The organism is Polycladospora coralii (assembly GCF_014773435.2).
GTDB lineage: Bacteria > Bacillota > Bacilli > Thermoactinomycetales > Thermoactinomycetaceae > Polycladospora > Polycladospora coralii.
Window position 1 is genome coordinate 348,784 of sequence record NZ_JACXAG020000001.1, and the last position, 25,403, is coordinate 374,186.

Annotated in this window: 24 protein-coding genes and 2 other annotated features (1 of these 26 running past the window's edge); of the genes, 4 read left to right on the plus strand and 20 right to left on the minus strand. The window is 39.7% G+C overall.

Annotated features, from left to right (window positions below; translation table 11 throughout):
• Positions 1-20 (minus strand) — a sequence feature (ribosomal protein L21 leader region); it reaches 60 nt to the left of the window's first position.
• An 11-nt stretch (positions 21-31) separates the two neighbouring features.
• Complete coding sequence (locus IC619_RS01820) at positions 32-934, minus strand: DMT family transporter (protein WP_191138407.1); 903 nt, start codon at positions 932-934, stop codon at positions 32-34.
• A 100-nt stretch (positions 935-1,034) separates the two neighbouring features.
• Here IC619_RS01820 and pdxR point away from each other — a divergent pair, with 100 nt between their 5' ends.
• The gene (pdxR, locus tag IC619_RS01825; protein ID WP_191138408.1) at positions 1,035-2,510 is read left to right on the plus strand and encodes a MocR-like pyridoxine biosynthesis transcription factor PdxR; all 1,476 of its coding nucleotides are present in this window, start codon (positions 1,035-1,037) and stop codon (positions 2,508-2,510) included.
• A gap of 58 nt (positions 2,511-2,568) precedes the next feature.
• Positions 2,569-3,591, plus strand: a complete 1,023-nt coding sequence (gene splB / locus IC619_RS01830) for a spore photoproduct lyase (RefSeq protein ID WP_191138409.1) — start codon at positions 2,569-2,571, stop codon at positions 3,589-3,591.
• A gap of 41 nt (positions 3,592-3,632) precedes the next feature.
• On the opposite strand, the gene IC619_RS01835 is transcribed toward splB, so the two are convergent.
• From IC619_RS01835 to IC619_RS01885, 11 genes are all read right to left on the minus strand, one after another.
• Positions 3,633-4,502, minus strand: a complete 870-nt coding sequence (locus IC619_RS01835) for a M50 family metallopeptidase (protein WP_191138410.1) — start codon at positions 4,500-4,502, stop codon at positions 3,633-3,635.
• The gene (locus IC619_RS01840) at positions 4,495-5,283 is read right to left on the minus strand and encodes a M23 family metallopeptidase (RefSeq protein ID WP_249669698.1); all 789 of its coding nucleotides are present in this window, start codon (positions 5,281-5,283) and stop codon (positions 4,495-4,497) included. Before IC619_RS01840 ends, IC619_RS01835 begins: the two co-directional genes overlap by 8 nt.
• 142 nt (positions 5,284-5,425) lie before the next feature.
• Positions 5,426-6,220 (minus strand): septum site-determining protein MinD, encoded by a 795-nt coding sequence (minD, locus tag IC619_RS01845; protein ID WP_191138412.1) that lies wholly within the window; start codon positions 6,218-6,220, stop codon positions 5,426-5,428.
• 18 nt (positions 6,221-6,238) lie between these two features.
• Positions 6,239-6,919: a septum site-determining protein MinC gene (locus IC619_RS01850; RefSeq protein WP_191138413.1), complete on the minus strand. Its 681-nt coding sequence runs from the start codon at positions 6,917-6,919 to the stop codon at positions 6,239-6,241.
• Between the two features lie 66 nt (positions 6,920-6,985).
• The gene (radC, locus tag IC619_RS01855) at positions 6,986-7,684 is read right to left on the minus strand and encodes a RadC family protein (RefSeq protein WP_191138414.1); all 699 of its coding nucleotides are present in this window, start codon (positions 7,682-7,684) and stop codon (positions 6,986-6,988) included.
• A 65-nt stretch (positions 7,685-7,749) separates the two neighbouring features.
• Positions 7,750-8,361, minus strand: a complete 612-nt coding sequence (locus tag IC619_RS01860) for a Maf family protein (protein ID WP_347239746.1) — start codon at positions 8,359-8,361, stop codon at positions 7,750-7,752.
• A 204-nt stretch (positions 8,362-8,565) separates the two neighbouring features.
• Positions 8,566-9,558 (minus strand): SPOR domain-containing protein, encoded by a 993-nt coding sequence (locus IC619_RS01865; protein WP_191138415.1) that lies wholly within the window; start codon positions 9,556-9,558, stop codon positions 8,566-8,568.
• Positions 9,559-9,701: 143 nt separating this feature from the next.
• Complete coding sequence (locus tag IC619_RS01870) at positions 9,702-10,628, minus strand: hypothetical protein (RefSeq protein WP_191138416.1); 927 nt, start codon at positions 10,626-10,628, stop codon at positions 9,702-9,704.
• Positions 10,625-11,185: a hypothetical protein gene (locus IC619_RS01875; protein ID WP_191138417.1), complete on the minus strand. Its 561-nt coding sequence runs from the start codon at positions 11,183-11,185 to the stop codon at positions 10,625-10,627. Before IC619_RS01875 ends, IC619_RS01870 begins: the two co-directional genes overlap by 4 nt.
• A complete protein-coding gene (gene pilM, locus IC619_RS01880) occupies positions 11,182-12,180 on the minus strand; it encodes a type IV pilus biogenesis protein PilM (RefSeq protein ID WP_191138418.1) in 999 nt (332 codons plus the stop codon). Before pilM ends, IC619_RS01875 begins: the two co-directional genes overlap by 4 nt.
• A gap of 23 nt (positions 12,181-12,203) precedes the next feature.
• Positions 12,204-12,896 (minus strand): prepilin peptidase, encoded by a 693-nt coding sequence (locus IC619_RS01885; RefSeq protein WP_191138419.1) that lies wholly within the window; start codon positions 12,894-12,896, stop codon positions 12,204-12,206.
• Positions 12,897-13,135: 239 nt separating this feature from the next.
• Here IC619_RS01885 and IC619_RS01890 point away from each other — a divergent pair, with 239 nt between their 5' ends.
• Complete coding sequence (locus tag IC619_RS01890) at positions 13,136-13,867, plus strand: ABC transporter ATP-binding protein (RefSeq protein WP_191138420.1); 732 nt, start codon at positions 13,136-13,138, stop codon at positions 13,865-13,867.
• Positions 13,867-15,072 carry an ABC transporter permease gene (locus tag IC619_RS01895; protein ID WP_191138421.1) on the plus strand — a complete coding sequence of 402 codons (1,206 nt, stop codon included), beginning with the start codon at positions 13,867-13,869 and terminating at the stop codon, positions 15,070-15,072. Before IC619_RS01890 ends, IC619_RS01895 begins: the two co-directional genes overlap by 1 nt.
• 42 nt (positions 15,073-15,114) lie before the next feature.
• Here the strand turns inward: IC619_RS01895 and IC619_RS01900 are convergent, their stop codons facing one another.
• The 8 genes from IC619_RS01900 to IC619_RS01935 all read right to left on the minus strand — a co-directional run bounded on the left by IC619_RS01900 (position 15,115) and on the right by IC619_RS01935 (position 25,283).
• On the minus strand, positions 15,115-15,735 hold the full coding sequence (locus tag IC619_RS01900) for an SCO family protein (protein WP_191138422.1): 621 nt from the start codon (positions 15,733-15,735) through the stop codon (positions 15,115-15,117).
• Between the two features lie 118 nt (positions 15,736-15,853).
• Positions 15,854-16,483, minus strand: a complete 630-nt coding sequence (locus IC619_RS01905) for a hypothetical protein (RefSeq protein WP_191138423.1) — start codon at positions 16,481-16,483, stop codon at positions 15,854-15,856.
• 86 nt (positions 16,484-16,569) lie between these two features.
• Positions 16,570-17,946: a UDP-N-acetylmuramate--L-alanine ligase gene (murC, locus tag IC619_RS01910; RefSeq protein WP_191138424.1), complete on the minus strand. Its 1,377-nt coding sequence runs from the start codon at positions 17,944-17,946 to the stop codon at positions 16,570-16,572.
• 181 nt (positions 17,947-18,127) lie between these two features.
• On the minus strand, positions 18,128-19,447 hold the full coding sequence (locus tag IC619_RS01915) for a bifunctional folylpolyglutamate synthase/dihydrofolate synthase (protein ID WP_191138425.1): 1,320 nt from the start codon (positions 19,445-19,447) through the stop codon (positions 18,128-18,130).
• Positions 19,448-19,511: 64 nt separating this feature from the next.
• Positions 19,512-22,157, minus strand: coding sequence for a valine--tRNA ligase (locus tag IC619_RS01920; protein ID WP_191138426.1), 2,646 nt, complete (start codon positions 22,155-22,157; stop codon positions 19,512-19,514).
• Positions 22,158-22,194: 37 nt separating this feature from the next.
• Positions 22,195-22,427: a binding site (T-box leader), on the minus strand.
• 55 nt (positions 22,428-22,482) lie between these two features.
• Entirely contained in the window at positions 22,483-22,641 is a 159-nt protein-coding gene (locus IC619_RS01925) for a hypothetical protein (protein WP_191138427.1), read from the minus strand.
• Positions 22,642-23,129: 488 nt separating this feature from the next.
• The gene (locus IC619_RS01930; protein ID WP_191138428.1) at positions 23,130-24,170 is read right to left on the minus strand and encodes a phosphotransferase; all 1,041 of its coding nucleotides are present in this window, start codon (positions 24,168-24,170) and stop codon (positions 23,130-23,132) included.
• 21 nt (positions 24,171-24,191) lie between these two features.
• Complete coding sequence (locus tag IC619_RS01935; RefSeq protein WP_191138429.1) at positions 24,192-25,283, minus strand: LysM peptidoglycan-binding domain-containing protein; 1,092 nt, start codon at positions 25,281-25,283, stop codon at positions 24,192-24,194.
• Positions 25,284-25,403: the final 120 nt, after the last annotated feature.

A 25,403-nucleotide genomic window follows, 5' to 3' on the forward strand; every position in this document is an offset into this window, starting at 1 on the left:
ATGTGCGGTTATAATAACCACAACGAACATCTTAGCATAAATCACTTTCATTTGTCAAAGCAGTTTTACTTAGGTGTACCCGCTCAACATGTAAGATCAAAACACTGATTAAAACACCGACTGCGCCAGCGATTTGCAAGGGCATTATTTTTTCTGCTAAAAATAGCCAACCCAATACTAAGGCGATTAACGGTGAAATGTAGGTCCAAGTCGTCGGAAAAACCGGATTGGTTGCCTTGACCAAATAGAAAAAGAGCGAATAAGCAATACAAGTTCCAAACACCGTCAAGTAGATTAATGACCAAATAGCACCTTGTGTGAGGACATGGGTAAATGGAAGTTCAAACAAAGATGCCAGCAGAAGGAGAAATACGCCTCCAAAAATGAGTTGTAAGCCATTACTTGTAATCGGTGAGAGTGATTGGGTTACGCTTGAAAATCGGATCAATGTGAGTGCATAAACAAGTTCTGTAAACAACAACGCAAGTAACCCTATGATCCCATTGGTATCCAGTATCGTTACACCACTTAATAGAATGGATAGAACGCTGACAAAACCAAAACCTAAAGCGAAAATAGTTGTTGTTCGTAAAGATTGCTTGTGTAGTAAAATGCCTGCTAGCATGGTAAATAAAGGTTTTGTAGCCACAATCATCGCTGCCATACCAGAGCTTACATACTGTTCTGACCAGAAAAGTGCCGCAAAACAAAGTCCAGTCAGTCCAATTCCTCCTCCTACCATTTCTAGCCACATTTTCCCTTTTACTTGCCGCAAGTATTTCCACCCCCCTAGGAATAGGAGGACTAAAATTCCGCCGACAAAAAAGCGTAACCCCGCAAATAAAAAAGGTGGGAACCCTCCATTTAAACCAATCTTAATACTCATAAAGGTTGTTCCAAAAATCAGACACATGAGTAGATATCGCATCATCATTTTATTTCCACTCCTTTCGAAACTGTGTGTTATATTCGTTATATGACATAGATGCTATAACAGTAAAACAATCTCTATAACAGTTGAAAGGAGTAGAAATATGTTTGTCACATTAGATCGCAACGCCTCAATTTCTTTGGTTGATCAAATTACATTAGCCCTGATTGAGCGAATCCAATCAGGTTTGCATTATGATGGTGAAAAACTACCATCTGTCCGAAATTTATCGCAAAATCTCGGTGTAAGTTTGTTGACAGTCGTAAAAGCATATGAACAATTAGAGAAAAAGGGCTTTATCAAACGTCATCACGGTAAAGGAACTTTCATTCGTATCCCTATTACAAGTGAGGTGAATAAGCAAGAAAACGATCCCTTTAATTGGCAACATGACATTCAAGATTATATTGGGCGCTCCACCTTCGGACAAGTGACACAAAAAAAGAGCGGCGCATACCCCCTCCATCTAACGACATTAAATACTGACCAGCTTCCTCTAGATTTGATCATACAAGCGAGCCAACAAGCCCTTTCCGAGACTACCTCAATCGGATCTTATGCGAGTCAAATAGGCGACCCGGATCTGCGCGTCGTTATTTCACAATATTTAAGGCAATGGGGTGATCACTGCTCTCCTTCTGATTTTTTAATTACAAGTGGTAGTCAACAAGGTATCGATTTAATTGCACGTACCTTTATCGGTCCTGGAGATGTGGTGATTATGGAATCTCCTACCTATCCAGGTGCAATTGATGCCTTTCGTTCGAGGGGAGCCACCATTTTAACCGTCTCCTTAAATGAAGAGGGCATGCAATTAGATCGGCTCATACAGCTGTTTGATCGTTACACACCCAAGTTGATCTATACAATACCTACGGCTCAAAATCCGACAGGAGTATCCTCTCCTTTAAAAAAGCGAAGACAATTACTCGAAATAGCCGAAATCTATCACTGTTTGATCGTTGAGGATGATCCATGGTATGAAATCTATTATGAATCACCACCACCTCCACCCCTCTATTTGTTAGATCAAACGGGACATGTCATTTACTTAAAAGGTTTTAGCAAAACTTTATCACCAGGCCTTCGCGTAGGTATGTTGGCAGCGAAAGGACCTATTCTTTACAAACTACTAAATGTTAAAGCTGTGTCTGATTTATGTACCCCCTTACTCAACCAGCGCATCTACTATCATCTTTTACAAGAAAAAGCTTGCACAACTTATTTTGCCTCACTTCGTAAAACATTACGCTCACGCCGGGACCATGTGCACCAACTTTTATTAAAACATGCTCCATCTGAAGTAACATGGCGTTTACCTTCTGGTGGATATTGTTTCTGGATCACATTACCGCCCAATATACAAACGCAAGAACTCATTGCCCAATCAGCACAATTAGGTATCACCCTTTTAGATGGGGCAGTTTGCCATCCTAGTATTTCTGATCACAAACATATTCGTCTATCCTTTGCTTCTCTTCCGCTACAACAATTAGAAGAAGGCATCCGAACGCTATGTCAAGTAATGCATGATATCCAATCAACATCCCTGCCCTTCACTACGGAAACGAGTATCTAAGAGAAATTTAACGGAGTGAAAATACTAATAATGGAAAAGCTATGGTTGAGGTGATGAGATGAAACCTTTTCAACCTGATTTGGTCTTTTTTGAACCAGATTCCTTAAATTATCCATTAGGGAAAAAACTATATCAACAGTTTAAAGAACAACGCGTTGAGGTACGTATGACCACCTCACATAACCGAGTGACGGGTATCCCTGGAGAAAATGATTTGGAGAAGTACCGTGTCGCCAAACGAACCTTGGTTGTGGGTATACGTAAGACATTAAAATTTGAAACGTCAAAGCCCTCTGCAGAATATGCCATCCCTCTGGCAACAGGGTGCATGGGACATTGCCATTATTGCTATTTACAAACGACGATGGGAAACCGTCCCTATATTCGTGTTTATGTGAACTTAGATGAAATATTTGCAGCTGCCAAGCATTATATTGCGGAACGAGAGCCTGAAATTACACACTTTGAAGCTGCTTGTACCTCTGATCCTGTCGGATTGGAACATATTACGGGTTCTCTCAAACAGGCGATTGAATTTTTTGGTCAAGAACCTCTTGGTCGTTTACGGTTTGTGACCAAGTTCCACACAGTAGACGGCTTACTAGATGCCCAACATAATGGCCATACACGAATTCGTTTCAGTATTAATGCAGATACCGTCATTCGCCAATATGAACCGGCCACCGCTCGTCTTGATGAGCGAATCGAAGCGGCTACAAAAGTAGCTTATAGTAAATACCCCATTGGGTTTATTATTGCACCACTCATGATTTTTGATGGATGGGAAGCGGAGTACGATGATTTATTGTTTCGATTGCGGCAATCATTACCGGTTGATTTACCTCCTCCACATTTTGAACTTATTAGTCATCGATTCACCAAAACAGCAAAACGGGTCATTGAAGAACGATACCCCAAAACCAAATTGGAGATGGATGAGGAAAAACGAAAGAAAAAATGGGGCAAATATGGCAGAGTGAAGTATATTTATCAAGATGAAGAAAGAAATGCATTAAAATCCCATATGGAAGAACGCATTCATCACCATTTTCCCAACGCAGAGATTGATTACTTTACGTAAATATCGTGATCAGCCTTAGAATAATCCTTGTCTAAGGCTGATCATGACAGCAACTCATTGACATCGCTATGATAATGACCATATTCAAAGTAGTGCTTAAGAATCATCTCCTCGGTGATCTGCCCCACTACATTTCCTGTAGGATCGAGAATACGTATGACATGATATTTCCCTTTATACCAACCCGTCATCGTATGCCATAAACCATCATCTTCATATACCGTAAGCGCCTTTCTTTTCTGCTTCAACACGGATTTCTGATTTAAACGACTGAGTAAAAACCGGATAAATTGATAGCGCCTCTGTTTTAACGCCACGATATTAGAAAATATCAAAAATGACATTAATACAATCCCGTTAAAAGCATATGGAGTAGACAGGATCCATAATAGGCTGATCCAAATGAAACATGCACTGATTATACTAAACCAGAGGGTATATAAAATACACTTTTGATAGGGGAGAAAATAGCTAAATACAGCCTGTAATACTTTCCCGCCGTCAAGTGGGTAGATGGGTAGTAAATTAAAGCTGATTAAGACCAAGTTGGCCTGTATAAAATAGGCAGTCCATTGCTGATCCCAAAGACCGCTATACATAAAAAGTAAGCTCATGATAATTAACCACACATGTTGAAAAGGCCCTGCTAACGCGACCACAATCTCTTCGCGTGCTGAAACATTTCCCCACTCATCTACTTCGGCAACCCCACCATAGGGTAGGATTTCCATCTTCCGAATACGCCAACCGTAGGACCAGGCTGCTGTAATATGTCCCAATTCGTGAATCACAACGAGCACAAATAAGGTCATCAACTCAATAAAATGGCCTGTCCAAACTGCAGAACAGACCACTAACCAGAACAAAGGATGTATCTTTACTGAAAAACCTTGCCATGGATATTTACTCAAAAGACATCACATCCACTGGATTAATAAACCGATCTTGGTGTTCTACAGCCAAATACACCATAGATTTCTGATCTGAACGGACAGCACTTCCGATTACATCTCCACGCTTAACCCAATCTTTCTGTTTAACCTGAATGTCATCCAGTAATCCATACCATGTGACCACACCACTCATATGTTGAACTTTTACAAGGTTCCCCAGACCCTCTTTGTTTCCAACAAAAACGACTAATCCTTCGGCAGCTGCATGCACAGGTGCACCATCGGTTGTGTAGAGCACCAAGCCTTTCCGTTTTTCATCGAACGGTAGACCAACTGTTCCTTTTACGGGAGCACTCCACGTGATCACTTGTTCCTTATCTTCCTTGTCTTTTTGAAATGCAGGCAGAATTGCAGGTGCTTCTCCTATATATTTTTCGTATTGTGCTGACATACCAGCAAAGTTAAATTCTCGTGTAAATGCTTGTGTCATAAATCGCTCAGCTGGCTTTAAAATAGGGGTATGCGCTTGAAATATCAGCAACGTAACCACAAATAAAAGCGCCGAAATCAACAGTTGCGTCTTAAACCAGTTAGACTTTCTTTTGATCGGATGCTTCGCTCCAACGTAGGGTTGATTCCACGGTTCAACATCAGGTGACATGTGATAGAAGTCTAATTCATGCGGTTTAATAGGAGGCGGAAGTGCCATTTTCTCACGTTCTTTACCCTGTTTGAGAAATTGTACTTTTTGTTCACGTCTTTTTTTGACATTTTGGTTCCATCTCTCTAATGACATCATCTTCACCCAGTTCATCCATACTTTTATTGCATACTATGCATGTCCATTTTTGATTATGCAAAAAAACCACTACAAGGTAGCGGTTAATTTTGCTGCTAGTATGTATGATTTACCGTCGTGTACACCACTAATATGCTGTAACTTATGAAAAACCAAACCATCTTTTTACTTTCGTAATCGTTTTAATCTCTTTATCAAGTGCTAATAAGGGGACCATCTCACCTTGTATACGTTTGGCAATGTTGCGATATGCTTTTCCACATAGATTTCTACTTTCAAAAACAATCGGCTCTCCTAAGTTGCCAGCTCGAATCACTTGCTCATCATCTGGTACAATACCTAATAAATCAATCGACAACACAGACACAATTTCATCTATATCCATCATGCTACCATCTTTAGTCATATGTTTTCGATAGCGATTAATGACTAGTTTAGGAGATCCGATATTTTCTTTTTCCAATAGCCCAATGACCCGATCAGCATCTCGAATAGCTGTATTCTCAGGTGTAGTTACAACAATAGCTTGATCAGCACCCGCCACAGCATATTGAAATCCAAGTTCAATTCCCGCTGGACAATCAATCACAACATAGTCAAATGTTTCTTTTAAATCTGTAGTCAGATCTCGAATATGCTCAGGTCGAAGTGCTGATTTGTCTTTCGTTTGCGCAGCTGGCAATAGATACAATTCCTTACATCTTTTATCTCGAATCAAAGCTTGCTTTACCTGACAGCGTTCTTCTAAGACGTCTATAATATCATATATGATACGATTTTCTAGTCCCATTAAAACATCTAGATTACGCAGACCAATATCCGTATCGATTACACAAACTTTTTTTCCGGTTAACGCAAGTGCCGTGGCAAGGTTTGCAGAGGTGGTCGTTTTGCCTACACCTCCTTTTCCAGATGTGATGACAATACTTTCGCCCAAGTTAGTCTCTCCTTTCTCTTATCTGTGGAGATGTCCATTTTCCTTCCAATCTTTCTCTGGTCTAATCCTACTTAAATAACTCATTCGCTCTACCATAATTTGCTTTTTCTCTAAGAATGCAAACCGCATGCCAATATCTTTATCATTCCATTGATCTGGTGGACGTGAAATGGTATCCGCAATCCGGAGTTGTGTAGGACGTAGTAAGGATGCCGCGATTATAGATGAAACATCGCCATTTGAGCCTGCATGTGCTAAACCACGTAAAGCCCCCATCACATAGATACTACCGGTAGAATGAATGGCACCACCTGGGTTTATATCTCCCATAAAAAGCAAATCCCCTTGATGGGTCAAAACTTGACCAGAACGCACGGTGCCAGATCTCACTTGTAAAGAAGGAGTCAGCTCAAGTAAATATGGCATATCCTCAGATTCAAAAGCATGTATGACCAAGTTTTCATGAGATGTGAAAATGGTGCGAATTTCATTCTCTTCAACTGCGGTAATTCGTCTCTTTCCTAACTTGATGATTACGTTCATAAGTGGCCCATCCCACATATGGGCATGACTTTGATTCGTCAGCTTGTCCGACAATTCCACCATAACTTCATCAAATGGGCGTGTATCATCAAGAAAAAAAAGAAGACCTTCCTTCGTTCCTTTAATGGTTACGCCCGCTTTCAGCAATTTTTCCATACTCCCGTCACCCCGACTTATCTTAAGTATTTCGCTTCTATCCTGTAATTTCCTTCTCCCAAACTTTCATTTAGAGTCAAAGATAATACCTTTTTCTTTCATACTATAAAACACTTGGTCACCAATGATAATATGATCGATCACTTCAATGCCCATTACTTGGCCAGCTAAAACCAGACGCTCTGTCACTTTTAAATCTTCTCTACTGGGAGTTGGATCACCGCTAGGATGATTATGGACACAGATGAGCGCAGCACTACTGGTGCGTATCGCTTCATGAAATATTTCACGAGGATGAACGACAGAAGCATTAAGTGTGCCTTTAAATATACATTTATTTTTGATGACCTTATATTTCGTATTGAGGAATAGACAGATAAAATGCTCCTGTTGTTCAAATCGTAATTCTTCCATAACGAGTAAGGCCGCATCTTCCGGAGATCGAATCGTATCTCGTTCGAGCGGAAGGGCTCTGGAAATCCGTCGACCAAGCTCCACACCTGATGTAAGCTGAATCGCCTTAGCTGGTCCAATGCCATTAATTTGAATTAACTCTTCCCATGTCGTATGAACGAGTTGTTGTAATCCACCAACTTCACTTAATACACGTTGAGCAAGTGCTAACACCGATTCACCTGAACGACCCGTTCGTAATAATAAGGCAATTAATTCTGCATTGGTTACTTGATCAGGACCATATTTGATAAAGCGTTCCCTCGGTCTTTCTTCTGAGGGGATATCTTTTAATAATAGGTACTTAGACATTGGACAGCCTCCTCAGCTCATCCACTCGGTCTCTGCTGTTTATGCTCAATGGGTGTAACTGCTTCTCAAACACCTTGTGAACGAATTTTTGTTCCCACTTGTATGCCCCAATTCTTAAACATCTCATCGATCAGAGACACGGATAAGCCCATGACATTAAAAAAGCAACCTTCGATTTGATCGACCAGGATACTACCGATCCCTTGAATGCCATATGCACCAGCTTTATCCATAGGATCACCAGTTCCTACATACCACTCCATACGATCACGATCAAGCGGTTTCATCCAAACGCGGGTACAGCGAGCACGCTCCTGTGTCCGATATATGTTTCCTGCTCGCACTTCTACTAGCGCGATACCTGTAAAAACTTCATGTACTCTTCCTTGCAAGCTTTGTAGCATCTCAACAGCTTCTTTTGTATCAGACGGCTTTCCTAAAATCTGACCTTCTAATACCACCACCGTATCTGCACCGATAACGATTGCGTCATCACATGAGTTTGCTACTGCAGTGGCTTTTTGCAAAGCCAGCTTCATTACGTTGTCTTGGGGGGAGGCATGAGCATCAATATGCTCATCAATTTCACTGGTTTGGACACGAAACATAAGTCCGATATTGTTTAATAATTCTTTTCTACGTGGCGAACCTGATGCTAAAACCATTTCTAGATTCACATTTATTCCCTCTTTCTTCTATTTTATCGCAAAAAATAGTATCCGTACATATGTACGCCTTTCATTTTTTGAAGAAGCGATACAATCCTAAATCATTCAACTGATACTACAAATAACATTGTATGGTTTTTTCACATCGACTCGCAATCGAATGATACAAAAAAAGAGAGAACAAGTGAATAAAGTCCTCTCCAACATCTGATTTTAATTGTGTATTTGGTTGATCAAGCTTTCATAAGAAAGTGCATAGTAGATTAAACTTTCCTGTAACTTGGCTGTCATTTCCGCCGAAGGTTTTTTTTGTGCTTCCTTCACATCTAGCATGACTTGATCAAATGCACGAATCATTTCTTCCAATAACGGCTTCATATTGCTAGAAATATTGGGCTTCATTTGATTCATGGTTGTCAAAAAGGATTGATGCATCTTATTCCATTCTCCGTCATGGGTAAACGTTTCACGTTGATTTGTTCCTGGCTTAAAAAAAGATGTAGAAGCTGTACTCAACTGATGAAACAGCTCTAGCCCATTTTTGATTCCCTCGGTATTTAATTCCGTGTCTATATGGGGCACCTCCATCTGTTTTGAAGGCGTGTTTAATGTTTTCATATATACTTGGATACCTTTTGCTTGATACGAGTTGGATAATAGAAGTGCTTGCTCCCGATCAGGCGCAATACCTAAGTAAATGCGATAAGGGGCCTGCTTGGACATAACCGCTTGTACCCCTTTTTGCTTATAAATTTGTAGCATTTTTTCTGCACCCTCTTTTTCAGAAAAGCTCCCTGCTTGTAAAAGCACAGCATTTAGAGAAGGCCATACAATATTTTTTGAAGCAATTTGTTTTGTCGTGGTTTGAGGTAAGTGCGTATCTATCGTAACAGATGATCCCGTTCGATCAGAAAAAAAAAGTTTCAGAACGGAGAAGCCCATGATGGTACCGATTAGTAAGGCTCCTATAATCGATAGCATAAGTTGTTTAAAAGCGGTCTTACGACTAGCTTGATTTTTCTTCTGATGAAAAGGATTACTCTCAGCTCCCCATTCAATCCGATTAGGAGAATCATGCGACGGACGTTTTTCTTTGGAAATGGCTTTCTTACTTGCAGCAAGTTTCGGCTTCTTTTCTTGGCTATTCCCATTATGACTCTCTTTTAACTGATTCTTTGTTTTCATTACAATTTTAATATCTGCCATTACAACCACGTCCTTTAGCATTCTTATAATATATGGATATGTCGATGCAGATTAGATAGAACACGGAATTACTAGAATCTTTTCGTAAAAAAGTAATCTCCAAGCTAGATTTACTAGCTTGGAGATTACTTTTTAAGTGTTCATTATGACGCTGGTGTTGTCGGAGTACCGACATTCTCTTCATCATCAGGGTCATCATTGGCTTCAGGCGTATCTGATTCAGATTGTGACTTTTCTTCTTCTTTTTCTTTCGTGTTCTCTTGATTCAAATCATCCTTCAAATCATCCACTGCCTCTTTCTGATCTTCTTTTTCTTTACTTGGCGGTATGATTTGAATGGATTCATCTGATGTAGGAATGGATGGTATATCACCTGGAGAAGATATCTTCAATTTGGGATTTAAGTAAGAATAAAACCCAATACGAACACGTGTATTTCCGTCTCCACCTTGGATATCTGTCACTTGATGCTCCCATTCAACGATCACAAAAGTAGATGCAGATTCTCGAATTTGATCAAAAAAAGATTTTAATTCCGCAGTATCAGCTACAAAGTAAAGATCTGCCCATACCAGCTTTAAATAGGGAGAAGATAATTGCGGCTGCGTATACTTTGCAGAAGTCGGTTTCTCTTGTATTCGACTCAAGACTTTTGTTGCGCCTATTTCTTCCTTGTTTTCGTTTTCTTTTTGTGGGTCTAACTGTTGCGACATCTGATCCAGCTCGTCCAATTTATTTGCAAAATACGCAGATTTCCAACTAATTCCTGCTGAAGTTGCTCGTTCTTCTATCTGCTTTAAAGCATTTGCCATATTTAATTGATCCGGCAACTTCAATTGTAGTTGCTCCAATTCGTCCTCTGTAGGTCTTACTTTTTCACTAAATTTGCCTCCATGATAATCTTGGAGCAATTGATCAGTTCCCCTTTTTTCTTTTCGTAATAGGGCCAACTTTTCATTGTTTTGATAAAGTAAGTAGCCAGGACCACATCCGATAGCGATCAATCCCAGTAAAAGGATAATCATGAGGAATTTGTTTGTTTTATACCAGAGTGGAGATTTAAGCTTCAACTCCCCGCCTCCTTAAACACGAAATGAAACTGTACAACTTTAGCTGTATCAGGCGTAATTTTTAATTCTTGTAGCTGAGATGCTTCCACGATATTGTCGATCGTAAACCCTTTGATTCGTTTATTGTTCTTCATATTATTTTCAAAAGATTGAATCCCTGCTATTGAATGAAAGGCAGCGACACCATAAAATTGATCACCTTGTACATCAATTTCAAACAATCGGCTTTCGGGTGTTGATGCGGACTCAATCGTGGATAGTGCAATATCCCATTCCGCATTTTGTGAACGCATGCGTTCAGCTGTCGCTTGATAATCTAAAACCGCTTGGTTTGTTTTTTTAGATGCCATATATTCATTTTCTAGAGGTTTTGCCTGATCTCTTTCTGATTTTAATGCATTAAGTTGCTGATTGATGCTTTTCATTTCTTTGAGTTGTTGATAATATAAGTAGCCGCATGCTAACAAAAGCAGACTAAAAAGCAGAATGATCAGCCCGATCCACCATGAATAGTAGCGGCGAACAGGTGATATTGGAGGCATCAGATTAATTTTCATTTATCTGATCGCTCCTTTAGCAACAGACCAATAGGTACAGAAAAAGCATTTCCTAGCCATTGAGAAGCTTGCTCTTTCACTGTTTGTGATAATACAGATCGATTTGCAGGTCCTATCACCATTTCTTTCCCACCTACTTGTGTTTCTAGATAGGATTGCATCTGTTTTAAATCAATTGCATCTCCCGTGAGCACCCATTGTGTAGGTTCCCATTGCAAAATTTTTTGCCAAATCGAAAGAATTGGGCCCATTTCTTCAAGCAATTGTTTCCCATATGCTTCTATTTCACTTTCATCTTTCATGATGGGTTCTAATGGATCACGGGGAGGCTGATCGAAATGATGGCGAAATGAGGGAGCTTCTAATGCTACAAATGAAACATCTTGTAGTTCTCCATCCTTGAAACAAGAAAGCTCTACGCCATTTAAAGCCACATGAATCGAGAGATAATGATTGGAGAGATCCTTGGTTTGATGCATAAGCCAGCGGTGCAAACCGAGTGCTGAAACCTCAAGCGAAATGGGTTCTAAGCCGCATTTCTCTATAATACGCACTAATTTGTTCACATACTCTTTCGCAGCGATGACTAACATAATCTCATCCAATTCTTCTAAATCTAATCGCTTGATCACATACCAATCAAACGTAACATTCCGTACAGGTAACCCGAGCGTGGGAATCAAATTTTCTTGTATCCACTCTTTTCGCTTTCTTTTTTTCATAATCGGAATTTGATGTTTTTGAATATAGACATGGCGACTATGAATGGCTACATGTACTTTCTTCGAAGCAAACTTATGACCTGCAAGTGCCTCACGGATCGTCTCGATTAAGCCTGCTTCTTCGATAAATATGCCATCCTCACTCCATATGGATGGAAAAGGATGTGCAACCACTTTTTGTACTTCCAAGCTTTTGTGTCTTTGTTTTACTTGAACTAATTTTAAGAGTGTATCATTTAATTCAAGTCCTAATCGTTTCCGCCAGAACGGCATAATAACCGCTCCTCCCTCACACTTCAGAAATGAAACCATGAAATGTACCTATCCCAAAGTAAATCTTTTTCCAATAATGTTAACCAAATGCCTATACTTAAAAAAGGTGCAAATGCAATCCGCTCCATTTTGGGAATCGGATTCTTTAATAGATAACGTACACACCAATAGATAAGCGCCAAACACGAACCCATCCAAAAAGCCAACCATATGCCTTTTAAGCCCAATATCCAAGATGCCATTGCGAGCAACTTCGCATCACCAACCCCAAGACCATTCGTTACCCGACAGATGACATAAAGAAGTCCAAACGTAATGGAAAATACTAAGAAGTAATCGATGAAATGATGAAAATCATATAGCATGCGATAGCCAGCAAAAAGTACGATTCCCGGATAAGTGATCAGGTTTGGTATTCTCCTAGATCGTAAATCAGTCCATATCAGAATGAGCGTAAGCCAGATCAGTATAAAGTTCAGCAGAAGAAATAAACCCCACTTTTCCTCACGCACGAGCAAGAAAGCCATGCTACTCCCAATCAGAAGTGATATCCATCGCCCAAGCCATTTTTCACCTACTTCTTTCCTATTTTCATCATAACGTTTATCGCATATCCATGTAGCTATAGGAGGTGTATAGTATGCACCTATCCCCATTATGGTAACACTAATATAGACCATTAAGCTATCCATAATTTTATCCACATCACTTTTCATCACGCTATCTCTGAGGTGTCGATTTACATCATTTTTCATATGAAGTGTCGTGTATTTGGATGAATAAAACCCATTGAATACCCTCATCATATTCTAAAAATTACATAAAATCTACTTGTTTTCTTGGATGTTTTGATTTATATGCAAGAAGAAGCATACACCCTGCAAACTAGACAAATACATATAAATAAGATAGCATAATTTTAAATTATATCATTTGTAAATAGAGGAGTATAATCATGTTACAAGTTGAAAACTTAAGTGGTGGTTATGCACGGAGCCATCCGGTCATTCATAATATTTCTTTCGAAGTACAGCCATCCGAGATGGTTGGCTTAATCGGATTAAACGGTGCGGGTAAAAGTACGACGATTAAAAATATACTCGGTCTCCTTCACCCCCACCAAGGAACCGTCCAGATTAATGGAAAAACACTGGAACAAGATCCTACAGATTTCCGCTCTAAAATTTCTTATATTCCTGAAATCCCTCAATTCTATGAGGAACTCACATTAGATGAACATTTACAGCTAACCACTAAAGCTTACCGCCTTGATCCACAGGTAGCGAAGCAACGTACAGAAGATTTATTAGAAGCTTTCAGGATGAAAAAAGCTAGAAAATGGTTTCCTGGAACTTTTTCCAAAGGGATGCAGCAAAAAATTATGATCATGTCCGCTTTCTTAGTTCAACCTTCCGTTTTAATTATTGACGAACCATTTGTAGGTCTTGATCCGCTAGCTATTCAAGCTCTACTCGACTTACTTCAATCGGGTAAAAATCAAGGTATGGCGATTCTAATGTCCACACATATTCTCGAAATGGCAGAAAAATATTGTGATCGTTTCTTACTGTTGCATGAAGGACATATTCAATTACATGGCAGCTTAACAGAGATGAGGAAACAAGCAAATCGTCCACATGCGACATTAGAAGATTTATTTATTGAGACAGCAGGAAGTGATACATAATGCATACAGCCCCATTATTTGAAGAACGTAAAGATAAATCTTATTTAAAGGCGATGCGTATCGTCACAATGGTTGCTCAAGGGGGTGGCACGCCACTCGTCATCGGCGCTTTTTTCATCCTTCTGTATATGGGGTACTCCTCTCTATTAGAATGGCTACCTACGTCCTTCCCGACATGGATCATCATTGCATGGATCAGTTCATTTTTTCTAACATCAAATCGGCTACGCACTTGGATTAAAACTGCTGATTTAACGTACTTATTACCATTAGAATCTGAAATGAAAGGATATTTTCGCGCTAGTATTCGCTATAGTATCATCGTTCACAATCTACATTTACTCCTTTTTCTTTTTTTGGTCTATCCTTTCGTCCAATTACATATTAGTAACTTTCAAACCTTTCTTCTTATGATCATGTTATTATGCTTATTACAAACGCTAAATGGCTACATGGCCTGGTGGGAAGCTCTACTTAAGCCCATTCGATCTACAAAATGGCTACGCACCGTCGTGATGATACGATGGATGATAAATGTCTTCTGCAGTCTCACGATATTTAAACTCTATTGGATTTGGTTTGGTATAGGTTTTATGGGAATGTTTGCACTCCTTTTATTCCTAAAAAAGCAAGCACCTAGTTACCCTCTTCCCTGGAGCTTCTTTGCCAAGCAAGAACAGTCTATTTTAGCTAAATATTATCGTATTGCTAATTGGTTCGTAGATATGCCTCAATTACCTGTAGAAATAAAAGAAAGAAAAATAGGGGTACGTATGCTTGACTTCTTCTTCCCATCGCAACATGCGTTAACCTTTCTCTTTATACGAAATTTCGTCCGTAAAAGTGAGATGATAAGTATCATCGGCCGTCTTCTCATTTGGACATCTATTTTAATGATCGGTATTGATTCAATTTGGGCACATCTGGTTCTCATCTTTATTGGGTTATGGATGACTTATGAGCAACTTCCTCAGGTTACAGATCAGCGCTTTTATCCGGTATGGTACAGGTTGTATCCGATTGATTCCCGTGACCGAAAAAAATATATTCGCTGGTTTTACGCCATCCTATTATGGGGACAAACAATGCTATTAGGTATCATTTCCGGTTGGATTTTACACTCGTTTCTCGCCAGTTTTCTCACGATTGCTTGGGGCATACTGATCACCGTGTTACTTATTTTATTTCGTAAATTGCATCAGTGAGTAAATACAAAAAGCAGGGGTTCACTCTCACCCCTGCCTTCTCTATTGTAGCGCTTTTATATCTTGGACTATTTTATCGTAGTCAGGTTCAAGCCCATTATAAAATGTAACCACTGCCCCAGTTTGATCAATCAGATAAAATTGAGGTGGATGATTCACTAGGACCGGAATGTCTTCTGATGGCCCTGGTTGTTGCGATATACCCGCTTTAAATGCCTCTTTACCAAATTTTTGAATCTCTTCTACTGAATACCCTGTGAGAAAATCCCAGTTTTTAAAATCGATCTGTTTTTCCTTGCCGTATGCGGCTAAAACTTCTGGTGTATCATTTTTGGGGTCAACGGAAAAGGAAACAATCTGGATATCTAACCCTTTTTCGTTCGCAGTCTCTTGCACTTTAGCCATGTTGGCTGTCATAGGTGGGCATATATTGGGACAATGTGTAAAAATGAAATCCGCAAGCCAAACTTTCCCCTTTAAATCGTCTAATGTAACTTGCTCATTATTTTGATTGGTATACGAAAAGGCTGGTACTTGCCAGTTCAACTCAGAAACATCATTGTTCACCTTAGGATTATTTTGTTGTGTACTTTCGGTTGGTGTTTGACAAGCGGTAAGCACCACCATCACGGTGACCAACAGCATCCCCACTCTACTCATCATGTCCAATCCCTCCTTATTCTTATCTTGACCTTATCTAGCCTACCACAAACAGGAAGGAAAGGAGATTCACTTCACAAATTTGCAATGAAATTTAATAGCCTCGGAGGTAATGATTGAGTTAGGTTGCAAGTTTTCCTCTAAGCGTACGCATGACTTTTACGCCATTAGGATCTTGACTGTTTTGAATGCACGGGTCTGTTATCACTACTTCTCTAATGGTTACAGGTTGATTTTCTGTCAGCACTTGGATTTCCAATTTTTGATCCTTTCCAAATAGAAATGCTAAGTCTTCCTCAAGTCCAGTTTGTCTTGTGTTGAGAACCATTTGTTGAATTAAAATCTCATCCTGATTGTAATCGATAACATCAAGATGCGTTTGAAGCTCTATTCTAAATTGATAGGGTGTGGTAATAAATGTTCGCCTCTCATCAATATTTACTTTCCATTCCATTTTTATTGCTTTTTCACAAATTTGATCATGCTCACTTTGCTCAACCAGAAAGCCGATGTGATCAAAAATAATCTCTTTACCGAAGCCAAATGTAATATTTACAATTCCTTTTCTCATCTCAATAATACGAAATAGGATTTCTTTGTCTCTGATATCATCCCAAGTAAGGGGTGGGTTAAATGTCACAAAATCTCCCTTATACTTCCCAATCCTTAAATGCGTTTTAAAGCCTTGACTAGCATAATATCGTTCTGTTTCTTCTAACAAAGGCGTCCAAAAATGATAGTGAAATAGCATATTGCTCCTCCTCATCATGCATTCTTAGTTCTGTATATCATCCTTTATGGATAAAAAAAACCCGTTCAGTTAGAACGGGTTATCGCTTATTCACCTTGCTTTTTTAACGCTTCTACCAATTGATAGGCTACACGCCAGATATCGCCAGCCCCCATCGTAATCACAACATCTCCTGGTTGTAGGTCTGATCGTAGATATTCGATTAATTCCTCTTTGGTTCCGATAAATCTAGCGTTATGATTACTATTTTTACGGATCAACTCTGTTAATCGTTCTGAAGAAACCCCTGGGATCGGCTTTTCACCTGGTGGTGCATAAATCGTATTAATCATAACTTCATCCGCATCGTGAAAAGCACAACTAAATTCTTCCATCAAAAGATGCGTCCGTGAATAACGCTGCGGCTGAAATACAACTTTTACGGGCCGATTTAGTGCTTTAGCACCACTAAGTGTCGCTCTGATTTCCGTAGGATGGTGCGCATAATCATCAATCACTAAAACTTGATTCACTTCACCAATCACCTGAAAGCGACGTTTCGAGCCCTGAAATTCATATAAGCTACTCGCAATATCCGCAAATGGCAGACCGATTTCAAGACATACGACCACAACGGCAAGTGCGTTTGAGATATTATGTCGCCCATTTGTTTGTAGACGAACTTCTCCCAGTTTCTGCTCATCTTTCATTACCGTAAAGGAAACTTCACGGTATTTTTCTTGAATTTCAGTAGCCCTATAATCTGCTGGGTGATCAATTCCATATGTAATATAGTTGCCTCGCACTTCTTCAGCCATATCACGAACATAAGCGTCATCCCAACATAAAATCGCTGTTCCTTCTGTTCTAACTTGGCTTAAAAACTCACGGTAGGCTTTCTTTAAATTCTCAAAGTCACCGCCATAATTCTCTAAATGATCAGGTTCAATATTGGTTACAATCGCATAATGGGGGAAGTACTCCAAGAAAGTACCATCGCTTTCATCTGCTTCCGCAACCACGTATTTACTTTTTCCAGCTTTGGCATTTCCCTTCAGACCAATTACTTCTCCTCCGATAATATACGTCGGATCAGCGCCACAAATTTCCATTGTTTGAGCAATCATAGACGATGTTGTCGTCTTTCCATGTGCTCCTGCTACTGCAATTCCAATTTGATTATTTAATAAGCGTGCCAACATCTGAGAGCGATGTAATACTTCTATATCATTTGACCGAGCGGCAACAATTTCCACATTTTCAGGATCAATGCTTGAAGAGTAAACCACAATATCGGCACCCTCAATATTTGATTGATGATGACCGATTGTAACTTGTGCTCCACGTTCCATTAATTTTTGTACAAGTACATTCTCCGCCACATCTGAACCTGATACTTTCATTCCTAAGTCTAACAGAACGCGTGCAATTGCACTCATTCCATACCCACCAATTCCAATAAAGTGCACATGTTTTTTGTCCACCTAGGTCACAGCCTTTCTTTTTAATCAAACGTTTGTAATCATCATGTATTTTACTCTTTATGCACTTTCACCAAAACGCCCTTTCGGTCAGACAAGGTGTTCCAAGTTTTGACTACGAGGCATTTCCGCATAAAACACACTTCCTCATTTGGGCGAATCGACACAACTGATCCAAGTCCCTTTATGCTGTAGAATACCGTTTTAAATGTTGTCGTATTTCAGATACGAAATATAATGAACCCGTACATAAAATTAAGTCGTTTTCGTCTGCTCGATTCATGGCTTCTTGTAAGGCTTTAACAGGTTGATTCACGATTGAAATCTGATCTTTATGTATGAGGGACGACATACGATCCGCTAAGCCTGTACTGGACAGAGAGCGCTCCATTCCGGTCACTTCAGTAGCAATGACAAAATCAATGAGTGGTTTCATTGGCGTGAGGATATGTTCAATGTCTTTATCGGCCATCATAGCGATTACCAAATATAAACGATTATAATGATACAATTCTGCTATCGTTTGGCTAAGCGCCTGAAATCCAGTTAGATTATGTGCACCGTCAAGTAGAACAATCGGACGAGTAGCTATTTTCTCTAAACGTGCAGGCCAAACCGATTTGGTTAATCCGTTCTTAATATCTACATCATCAATTATCGTAGCATATTGTAAACGCAGAATCTCAAGGGTCATCAGTGCAGTACCCGCATTATCAAGTTGATGTTTTCCGACAAGAGGTATAAACAAGTCTGGGAGTGAGCGGTACACGGAATGAAAATCAAACATTTGTCCATCACCAGACTCTTTCGTCACATTTATATTATACGCTTGATCGATTACATATAGGTTACTTTTCTTTTGTTTCGATTTTTTTTGCACAACAGCTAAGGCTTCTGTATGATGGCTACCGCAGACGACAGGTACCCCGGCTTTAATTATGCCTGCTTTTTCAGATGCGATTTCTGAGATTGATTCACCTAAGTAGAGCTGATGATCCCAGCCAATATGTGTGATGACCGATATTAAGGGGTGAACGACATTTGTAGCGTCTAGCCTACCACCTAGCCCAGTCTCCCAAACCACAAACCCCGGACAGGCCTCATAAGCAAAATAGACGAGTGCGATTAATGTCCAAAATTCGAATTGTGACACTGTGCCCAATGCCAAGTTTTTCATTTCTTCTATATAGGGACGTAAGTGATTAGCCCAGTAGACAAAAGAGGATTCTGAAATCGGGGTTTGATTCACTTGAATCCGCTCATTCCAGTTAACAATAGCAGGAGAGACGAACAAACCGACAGCATACTTTGCTTCCTCCAACACAGAAGCAATCATCTTGGCGGTTGACCCTTTCCCATTCGTCCCAGCAATATGAATAAATTTACTACGATGTTGGGGATTTCCTAATTGTGCAAGCATCCAGTCCATACGTTCTAAGCCCGGTTTAATCTGATTAGAGCATGTTATATCCATCCATTGAAAAACATCTGCTACAGTTTGCATCATCATCACCTTTTTATAAACAGACGAGATCGTGGTAAAGGGGCGTTTAGTCGCCCCCCTCCCATTATGATTGTATTTCTTTGAGTCGAGCTTTTACTTTTTCGCGCTTTTCTTTATATGCTTCGCCTTTTTGTCGTTCTTCTTCAACCACTGTTTCTGGCGCTTTCGCCATAAATCCAGGGTTAGATAATTTCTTTTCTACCCGTATTACTTCAGCATCTAATTTTTTTAGTTCACGTTGCAATTTGGTAACTGTTTGTTCTAAATCAACCAAACCGGCTAACGGCAAGAACAATTCTGCCCCTGTTATCACGGTTGTCATCGATTTCTCAGGACGAATCAAGTGTTGATCAACTAAAAATTGATCGACACCACATAGACGGCAAATCGCATCTTTATTTTTCAATAAGATGGTGTGCGTGGTTTCATCTGATCGTATCTGCAACGTGATCCCTTGCTTGGGAGGCACTTCCATTTCAGCGCGTATATTACGAACTGCTCGAATCAACTCAATCAAAACACCCATTTCTTGCTGCGCATCAAGTGAGGTAAATGCTTCGTTAACTTCAGGCCAAGTAGCTATTGTAATACTTTCTCCTTCAATTGGCAAATGACGCCAAATTTCTTCTGTAATAAAAGGCATCATCGGGTGGAGCAATCGCAAACACTGATCAAGGACATGTGAAAGAACAGCTTGAGTCGTTCGCTTTTGTTCAACGTCATCTCCATATAACGGTAACTTTGCAAACTCAATATACCAATCACAGAATGATTCCCACATAAAGTTGTATAAGATACGCCCGGCTTCACCAAATTCATAGCGATCAAATAACCGTGTCACATCTGCAATGGTCTCATTTAGACGATGTAAAATCCAGCGATCCGCTGTTGATAAATGGTTTGTCATGATCAAGTCCGCTTGGTTTACGTCCTCCAAATGCATTAAGGCAAAGCGGGCCGCATTCCAAATTTTGTTGGCAAAGTGACGAGCTGATTCTACCCGTTCCCAACGGAAACGAAGATCATTTCCTGGGGATGAACCTGTAGCAAGCATAAAGCGCATGGCATCAGCACCATATTTTTCAATTACATCCATCGGGTCGATCCCATTATTGAGCGACTTTGACATTTTGAGTCCATTTTCATCGCGCACAAGCCCATGAATGAATACATCATCAAATGGAATATCATTTGTAAACTCAAGCGAGGTGAAAATCATGCGTGCTACCCAGAAATTAATAATATCAAATCCGGTTACCAACACATTCGTTCGGAAAAAACGCTCAAAGTCCTCTGTATGCTCTGGCCATCCCAGTGTAGCAAAAGGCCACAAAGCTGAACTAAACCAAGTGTCTAAAACATCTTCGTCTTGCTTTAACTGTTTACAACCGCACTTCGTACAAGCGGTTGGTTCAATACGGGCCACGTTTATTTCTTGGCAATCCAGGCAATGCCATGCTGGAATTTGATGTCCCCACCATAATTGACGTGAAATACACCAGTCACGAATATTTTCTATCCAATGCAGATAGGTTTTTTCAAAACGATCTGGAACAAAACGTACAGCATCTTTGCTTTTCTGTTGTTGAATAGCCTGCTCTGCCAAAGGCTTCATATCAACAAACCACTGCGTTGATAAATAGGGCTCAATCACTGCATCTGTCCGTTCACTATGCCCTACGGTGTGCATATGTTCCTCAATTTCAACCAATACACCCGTTGCTTGTAGGTCAGATACGATTTGTTTGCGACACGCAAAGCGGTCTAATCCTTGATAAGACATCGCATTTTCATTCATGGTGCCTGTTTCATCCATAATTAGAATTTGAGGTAAATCATGACGTTTGCCCATTTCAAAGTCATTCGGATCGTGAGCCGGTGTAATTTTAACTGCGCCACTACCAAAGTCCGCTTCAACATAAGAATCCGCTATGATCGGAATTTTTCTACCTGTAATGGGCAGGATAACGGCTTTACCAATAAGTGCTTGATAACGTTCATCGTCAGGATGTACAGCCACAGCTGTATCACCTAGCATTGTTTCTGGACGCGTCGTCGCCACACGTATATAACCAGATCCATCTTCTAATGGATAATTCATGTGATAAAGTGCACCTTTTTTCTCTTTATAGATGACCTCGATATCGGATAATGCCGTCCGTGCTTCTGGGTCCCAGTTAATAATATATTTCCCCCGGTAAATCAGCCCTTTTTCGTACAGGCGGATAAACACTTCCTTTACCGCATTAGACAACCCTTCATCTAAGGTAAATCTTTCTTTACTGTAATCGAGCGATAGTCCAACCTTGCTCCATTGACGTTTAATATTAGCGGCATACTGATCTTTCCATTTCCAGACCTCAGAAACGAAATTTTCACGCCCCATGTCACGACGATAAATACCTTCCTCACGCAGTTTCAATTCTACTTTGGTTTGGGTTGCAATTCCGGCATGATCCATTCCTGGGAGGTATAACGTATCATATCCCTGCATACGTTTAAAACGTATTAAAATGTCTTGTAGTGTGGTGTCAAATGCATGACCAATATGTAAATTACCTGTAACATTAGGGGGAGGAATGACAATGGTATAGGTTTCTCGATCTGGTTGTTTTCCTGATTCAAAGTAACCTCCTTCTAGCCAAAATTGGTACAAGCTTTCTTCTACTTGCTTAGGATCGTATGATGACGACATTTGTTGATTTTCCATTTCTCTCTTCCTTTCCATTATAAAAAACCTTCCGTCAGCAAAGGACGAAAGGTTTGTTCGCGGTACCACCTTTGTTCACAAATTAAGGCTTCCATTTGTGCACTCTTCCCAAATAACGGTTTGGTTCCGGCTCGCTTACTAGCTCTTGGCGCCTTCAGTCGAACAGCTCCTGGGTGACTTTTCTGTGATTCTCCATGAGGGATCTTCCAGCACTTGATCCCTCTCTCTGTATGGCGTACATCACATACTTTTCCCATTCCTTGCCATTTTCTACGTAAATAATTATTTTTATTATATTACAATGATTGCCTAGTAAAAGTCAAACTTATTGGATACCAAAAATCGACTGAATGGTATTATACATTTCTTGTGGATTCGCTAAAAAAGCTAAGAGTAGGACTGTACTTAATAGCAGTACACTTAAAAAGCTCAGAAACATAACACTGCGATAGGTTTTCCGAACGACTGATTTTACCACGTTCAATTGTACGAACTCCTTCCTTACTGTAACTCCTCAAGCATATCTCTTTTATCATATTCTTATTTTCCACTTTTGGTACACATCTGTCTAGTACCATTTAAGAATATTATGCCATCATCATGGATCAGTAAGTCATTTACATCTAGATAACATAATAGCAAAAAATAAATCGGATAGCGAGTCTTATATCTTTGCGAGCACATGAATTTGATTGATATGAATCGTCTTATATTGACTCTTCATGTACTTTCGCCCAAACACAAATCCCAAACTTTTTTATGTAGTTGTGCATAATATTTGACTAAAGGAAAAAGGTTTTACTCGTACCATATTTTATAAAGTGGAAGAAGGGATGTCATATGAATCAAGTGATTATGTGGGTACTATTACTTGGGCTACCCACTCAAGGTATTCATTATTGTTTACGAAAACAAATCAGCCTACTCTTAGACTGTAAAAACAGACGGATTGAGTAGGCTTTGCACATTCCATTATCTTTTTAGAATTTTTTTGATTCTCGCTTTGCTCTCTGACTTAGGGGGCGTACTTTTTTTCTTAGTCGATTGCCATAATCGTCTGGCAAAATCCCACAATTGTTCAAAATGCCATAATTCTGCTTCTAGTTTATGCGTCGCATCTGCTTCTGAAGAAAAATAACTAGGTGTTTCATAATAACGATTTGCATATTTCATTAACCGCTCCGGATAAGCCAGATACAATGCAAGTAAACGCTTTTCAGTTCCTTGTAATTTGTTTTTTTCTTCATAAGCTTCTAAAATCTCACTGGGGTGTTCTTGATCCCCTTGGTCACGTATATATCTACGCATATACGTTGCTAAGTCACGTACGGGCGTATCAATACGTACATTGTCAAAGTCAATAAACGAAAAACCATTCTCGTACGACAAGATGTTAGAAGGATGAATACGAGTATGGCATATTGTATACCGCGGTGGTTTTCCTGATGTCACATCAACGAACTTTTCCATTCCTCGTAAAAAGAATTGATAAGGCTCTTGTAGCTGCTCATATCCCCGTAAATACACCTTGTCAAACGGTGAAGGATAATCTCGCATTTTGGCACTTTCTTGGTATAAGTCAAGTTGATCTTTTTTTAATTTCCACTCTTCTAGATCTTCTTTCCCAATTTTTGTTCGCAATTCCCTAAATTCTGATATAAGCGGTTCAGCCTCATGATGAAATTCGGCTAATCCACGCACAATGTCCGTATTGGGAAAATCAGCATCAGGCTCTTTCCAAGGTGTTGCATACCAATTCACGGACTCTACAGATGCTACAGGTTCACCATTATGTGTGGGAATCCAAGGTAGTAAGTGTTCATACCCATTTTCTTGTAATTTTTGGAACAGACGATGCAAGACTAGTAATTTCTCACGTGAAGACCTTGACTTTTTTAAAGCATATACGCCATCTTCATTAATAATTTTACAAACATTTCCTTGAAAGGAAACTTGCTCCGGTTGCCATCCATATAAGTGAATGACCTCTGTAAGTGTGGCATCTTGTTCCATATCGAAACTCCTCCTTTCAAATCACGAAGAAATGTTTTCTCTCGTATTTTTGGGTATTTTTATAATTTGTCCATTTTCCAGTTCTTCAGATTGAAGTTGATTTAATTTGATAATTTCTTGAGACAATAACCCATACCGCTCAGCAACCTCTTGTACAGTCTCATCTTTTTGGGCGATCACCATTTTCATACGAGCAAAATCTTCTCCATCTTCACGAAGTAACCACTGAATCCAGTCATGTTTCGATTCTTGCTCACTCATCGTTTCATTTTCTAGATCCGACTCTACCTCTATTTCTGCTTCTAACTCCGCCCCCACATGCTGCGTTTGATCTTCACGATGAGGCATTTGTCTTTCGTGCCTAAAATTTTGACGATCTTCCCAGAATGCATGTGGTTCTTGTGGAATGAATGACTTTGGTGGTGCGGGTTCACCTTCTTGGCTATCATCTATTTCCACCTGGATCGGTTGATCTTCGTTTCTGTTTTGAAAGATTTCTTGATCTTCTTCGACTTCAACTTCACTTTCCGAATGGCCTACCCGTTCATCCTCTTTCTCTGCATTTTCATGGTTCTCCATTTTTTCTACAGTGAATGGCACGGTTTCTTCTTGTTCCTCTGTCTGCATGTCATCTGAAGGTTCAGCTGGTGCCCCTTTAAACAGCGGGTCTTGATTAGAGGTAAGTAACATCTCTTCTTCGCGATCAGAATGATCAGACGATTCCGGAATTAAACCATCAATCATAAGAATGGCTTCAATTTGAAGTTCAAATGGAGAAATAACAGTGTAATCGAATGTTTCTACTTCAGCCGAAACATGCTTTAAGATCGCTTTATCAGCCGGTAAAGTAATTTCTACTGGTATCACATAAGCAATGTCATATTGCGTTTCGGATTGGCGCTCTGTATGTAGCTCCAATCTTTCCTGTTCATTACCCAAGTAACTTCCGTTTAACCGTAGATATCCTTCAATTTTCAGATGCTGTCCTTCATCTTTTATCTCAACATCTGGATATAGATCTAGTTCTAACAAGCTACCAATACCGATCTGCTGTGGATGAAGCCTTACTTTTTCAGAAATGTCAAAACGGAGTTGGTTAAATTGGTTAGTCATGACTAGACCCCTCCTTTTTAGTTATTTCCGAATGTGAATCATCGGTTTATGACATTACTGATTTATATGCAATGGACTTGAAGTTATAACTATACCGGAAATTTAAAAGCACCTACACGT

What these genes read in the sequence shown, in the direction of transcription:
- IC619_RS01930 (WP_191138428.1), bottom strand. Translation starts at nt 24,170, where the DNA reads ATGGAACAAGATGCCACACTTACAGAGGTCATTCACTTATATGGATGG.
- IC619_RS01850 (WP_191138413.1), bottom strand. Translation starts at nt 6,919, where the DNA reads ATGGAAAAATTGCTGAAAGCGGGCGTAACCATTAAAGGAACGAAGGAA.
- IC619_RS01920 (WP_191138426.1), bottom strand. Translation starts at nt 22,157, where the DNA reads ATGGAAAATCAACAAATGTCGTCATCATACGATCCTAAGCAAGTAGAA.
- IC619_RS01895 (WP_191138421.1), top strand. Translation starts at nt 13,867, where the DNA reads ATGCATACAGCCCCATTATTTGAAGAACGTAAAGATAAATCTTATTTA.
- IC619_RS01890 (WP_191138420.1), top strand. Translation starts at nt 13,136, where the DNA reads ATGTTACAAGTTGAAAACTTAAGTGGTGGTTATGCACGGAGCCATCCG.
- IC619_RS01935 (WP_191138429.1), bottom strand. Translation starts at nt 25,283, where the DNA reads ATGACTAACCAATTTAACCAACTCCGTTTTGACATTTCTGAAAAAGTA.
- IC619_RS01840 (WP_249669698.1), bottom strand. Translation starts at nt 5,283, where the DNA reads ATGATGTCATTAGAGAGATGGAACCAAAATGTCAAAAAAAGACGTGAA.
- IC619_RS01885 (WP_191138419.1), bottom strand. Translation starts at nt 12,896, where the DNA reads ATGAAAAGTGATGTGGATAAAATTATGGATAGCTTAATGGTCTATATT.
- IC619_RS01905 (WP_191138423.1), bottom strand. Translation starts at nt 16,483, where the DNA reads ATGCTATTTCACTATCATTTTTGGACGCCTTTGTTAGAAGAAACAGAA.
- pilM (WP_191138418.1), bottom strand. Translation starts at nt 12,180, where the DNA reads ATGCCGTTCTGGCGGAAACGATTAGGACTTGAATTAAATGATACACTC.
- pdxR (WP_191138408.1), top strand. Translation starts at nt 1,035, where the DNA reads ATGTTTGTCACATTAGATCGCAACGCCTCAATTTCTTTGGTTGATCAA.
- IC619_RS01900 (WP_191138422.1), bottom strand. Translation starts at nt 15,735, where the DNA reads ATGATGAGTAGAGTGGGGATGCTGTTGGTCACCGTGATGGTGGTGCTT.
- radC (WP_191138414.1), bottom strand. Translation starts at nt 7,684, where the DNA reads ATGTCTAAGTACCTATTATTAAAAGATATCCCCTCAGAAGAAAGACCG.
- splB (WP_191138409.1), top strand. Translation starts at nt 2,569, where the DNA reads ATGAAACCTTTTCAACCTGATTTGGTCTTTTTTGAACCAGATTCCTTA.
- IC619_RS01820 (WP_191138407.1), bottom strand. Translation starts at nt 934, where the DNA reads ATGATGATGCGATATCTACTCATGTGTCTGATTTTTGGAACAACCTTT.
- IC619_RS01865 (WP_191138415.1), bottom strand. Translation starts at nt 9,558, where the DNA reads ATGGCAGATATTAAAATTGTAATGAAAACAAAGAATCAGTTAAAAGAG.
- IC619_RS01915 (WP_191138425.1), bottom strand. Translation starts at nt 19,447, where the DNA reads ATGCAAACTGTAGCAGATGTTTTTCAATGGATGGATATAACATGCTCT.
- IC619_RS01875 (WP_191138417.1), bottom strand. Translation starts at nt 11,185, where the DNA reads ATGAAAATTAATCTGATGCCTCCAATATCACCTGTTCGCCGCTACTAT.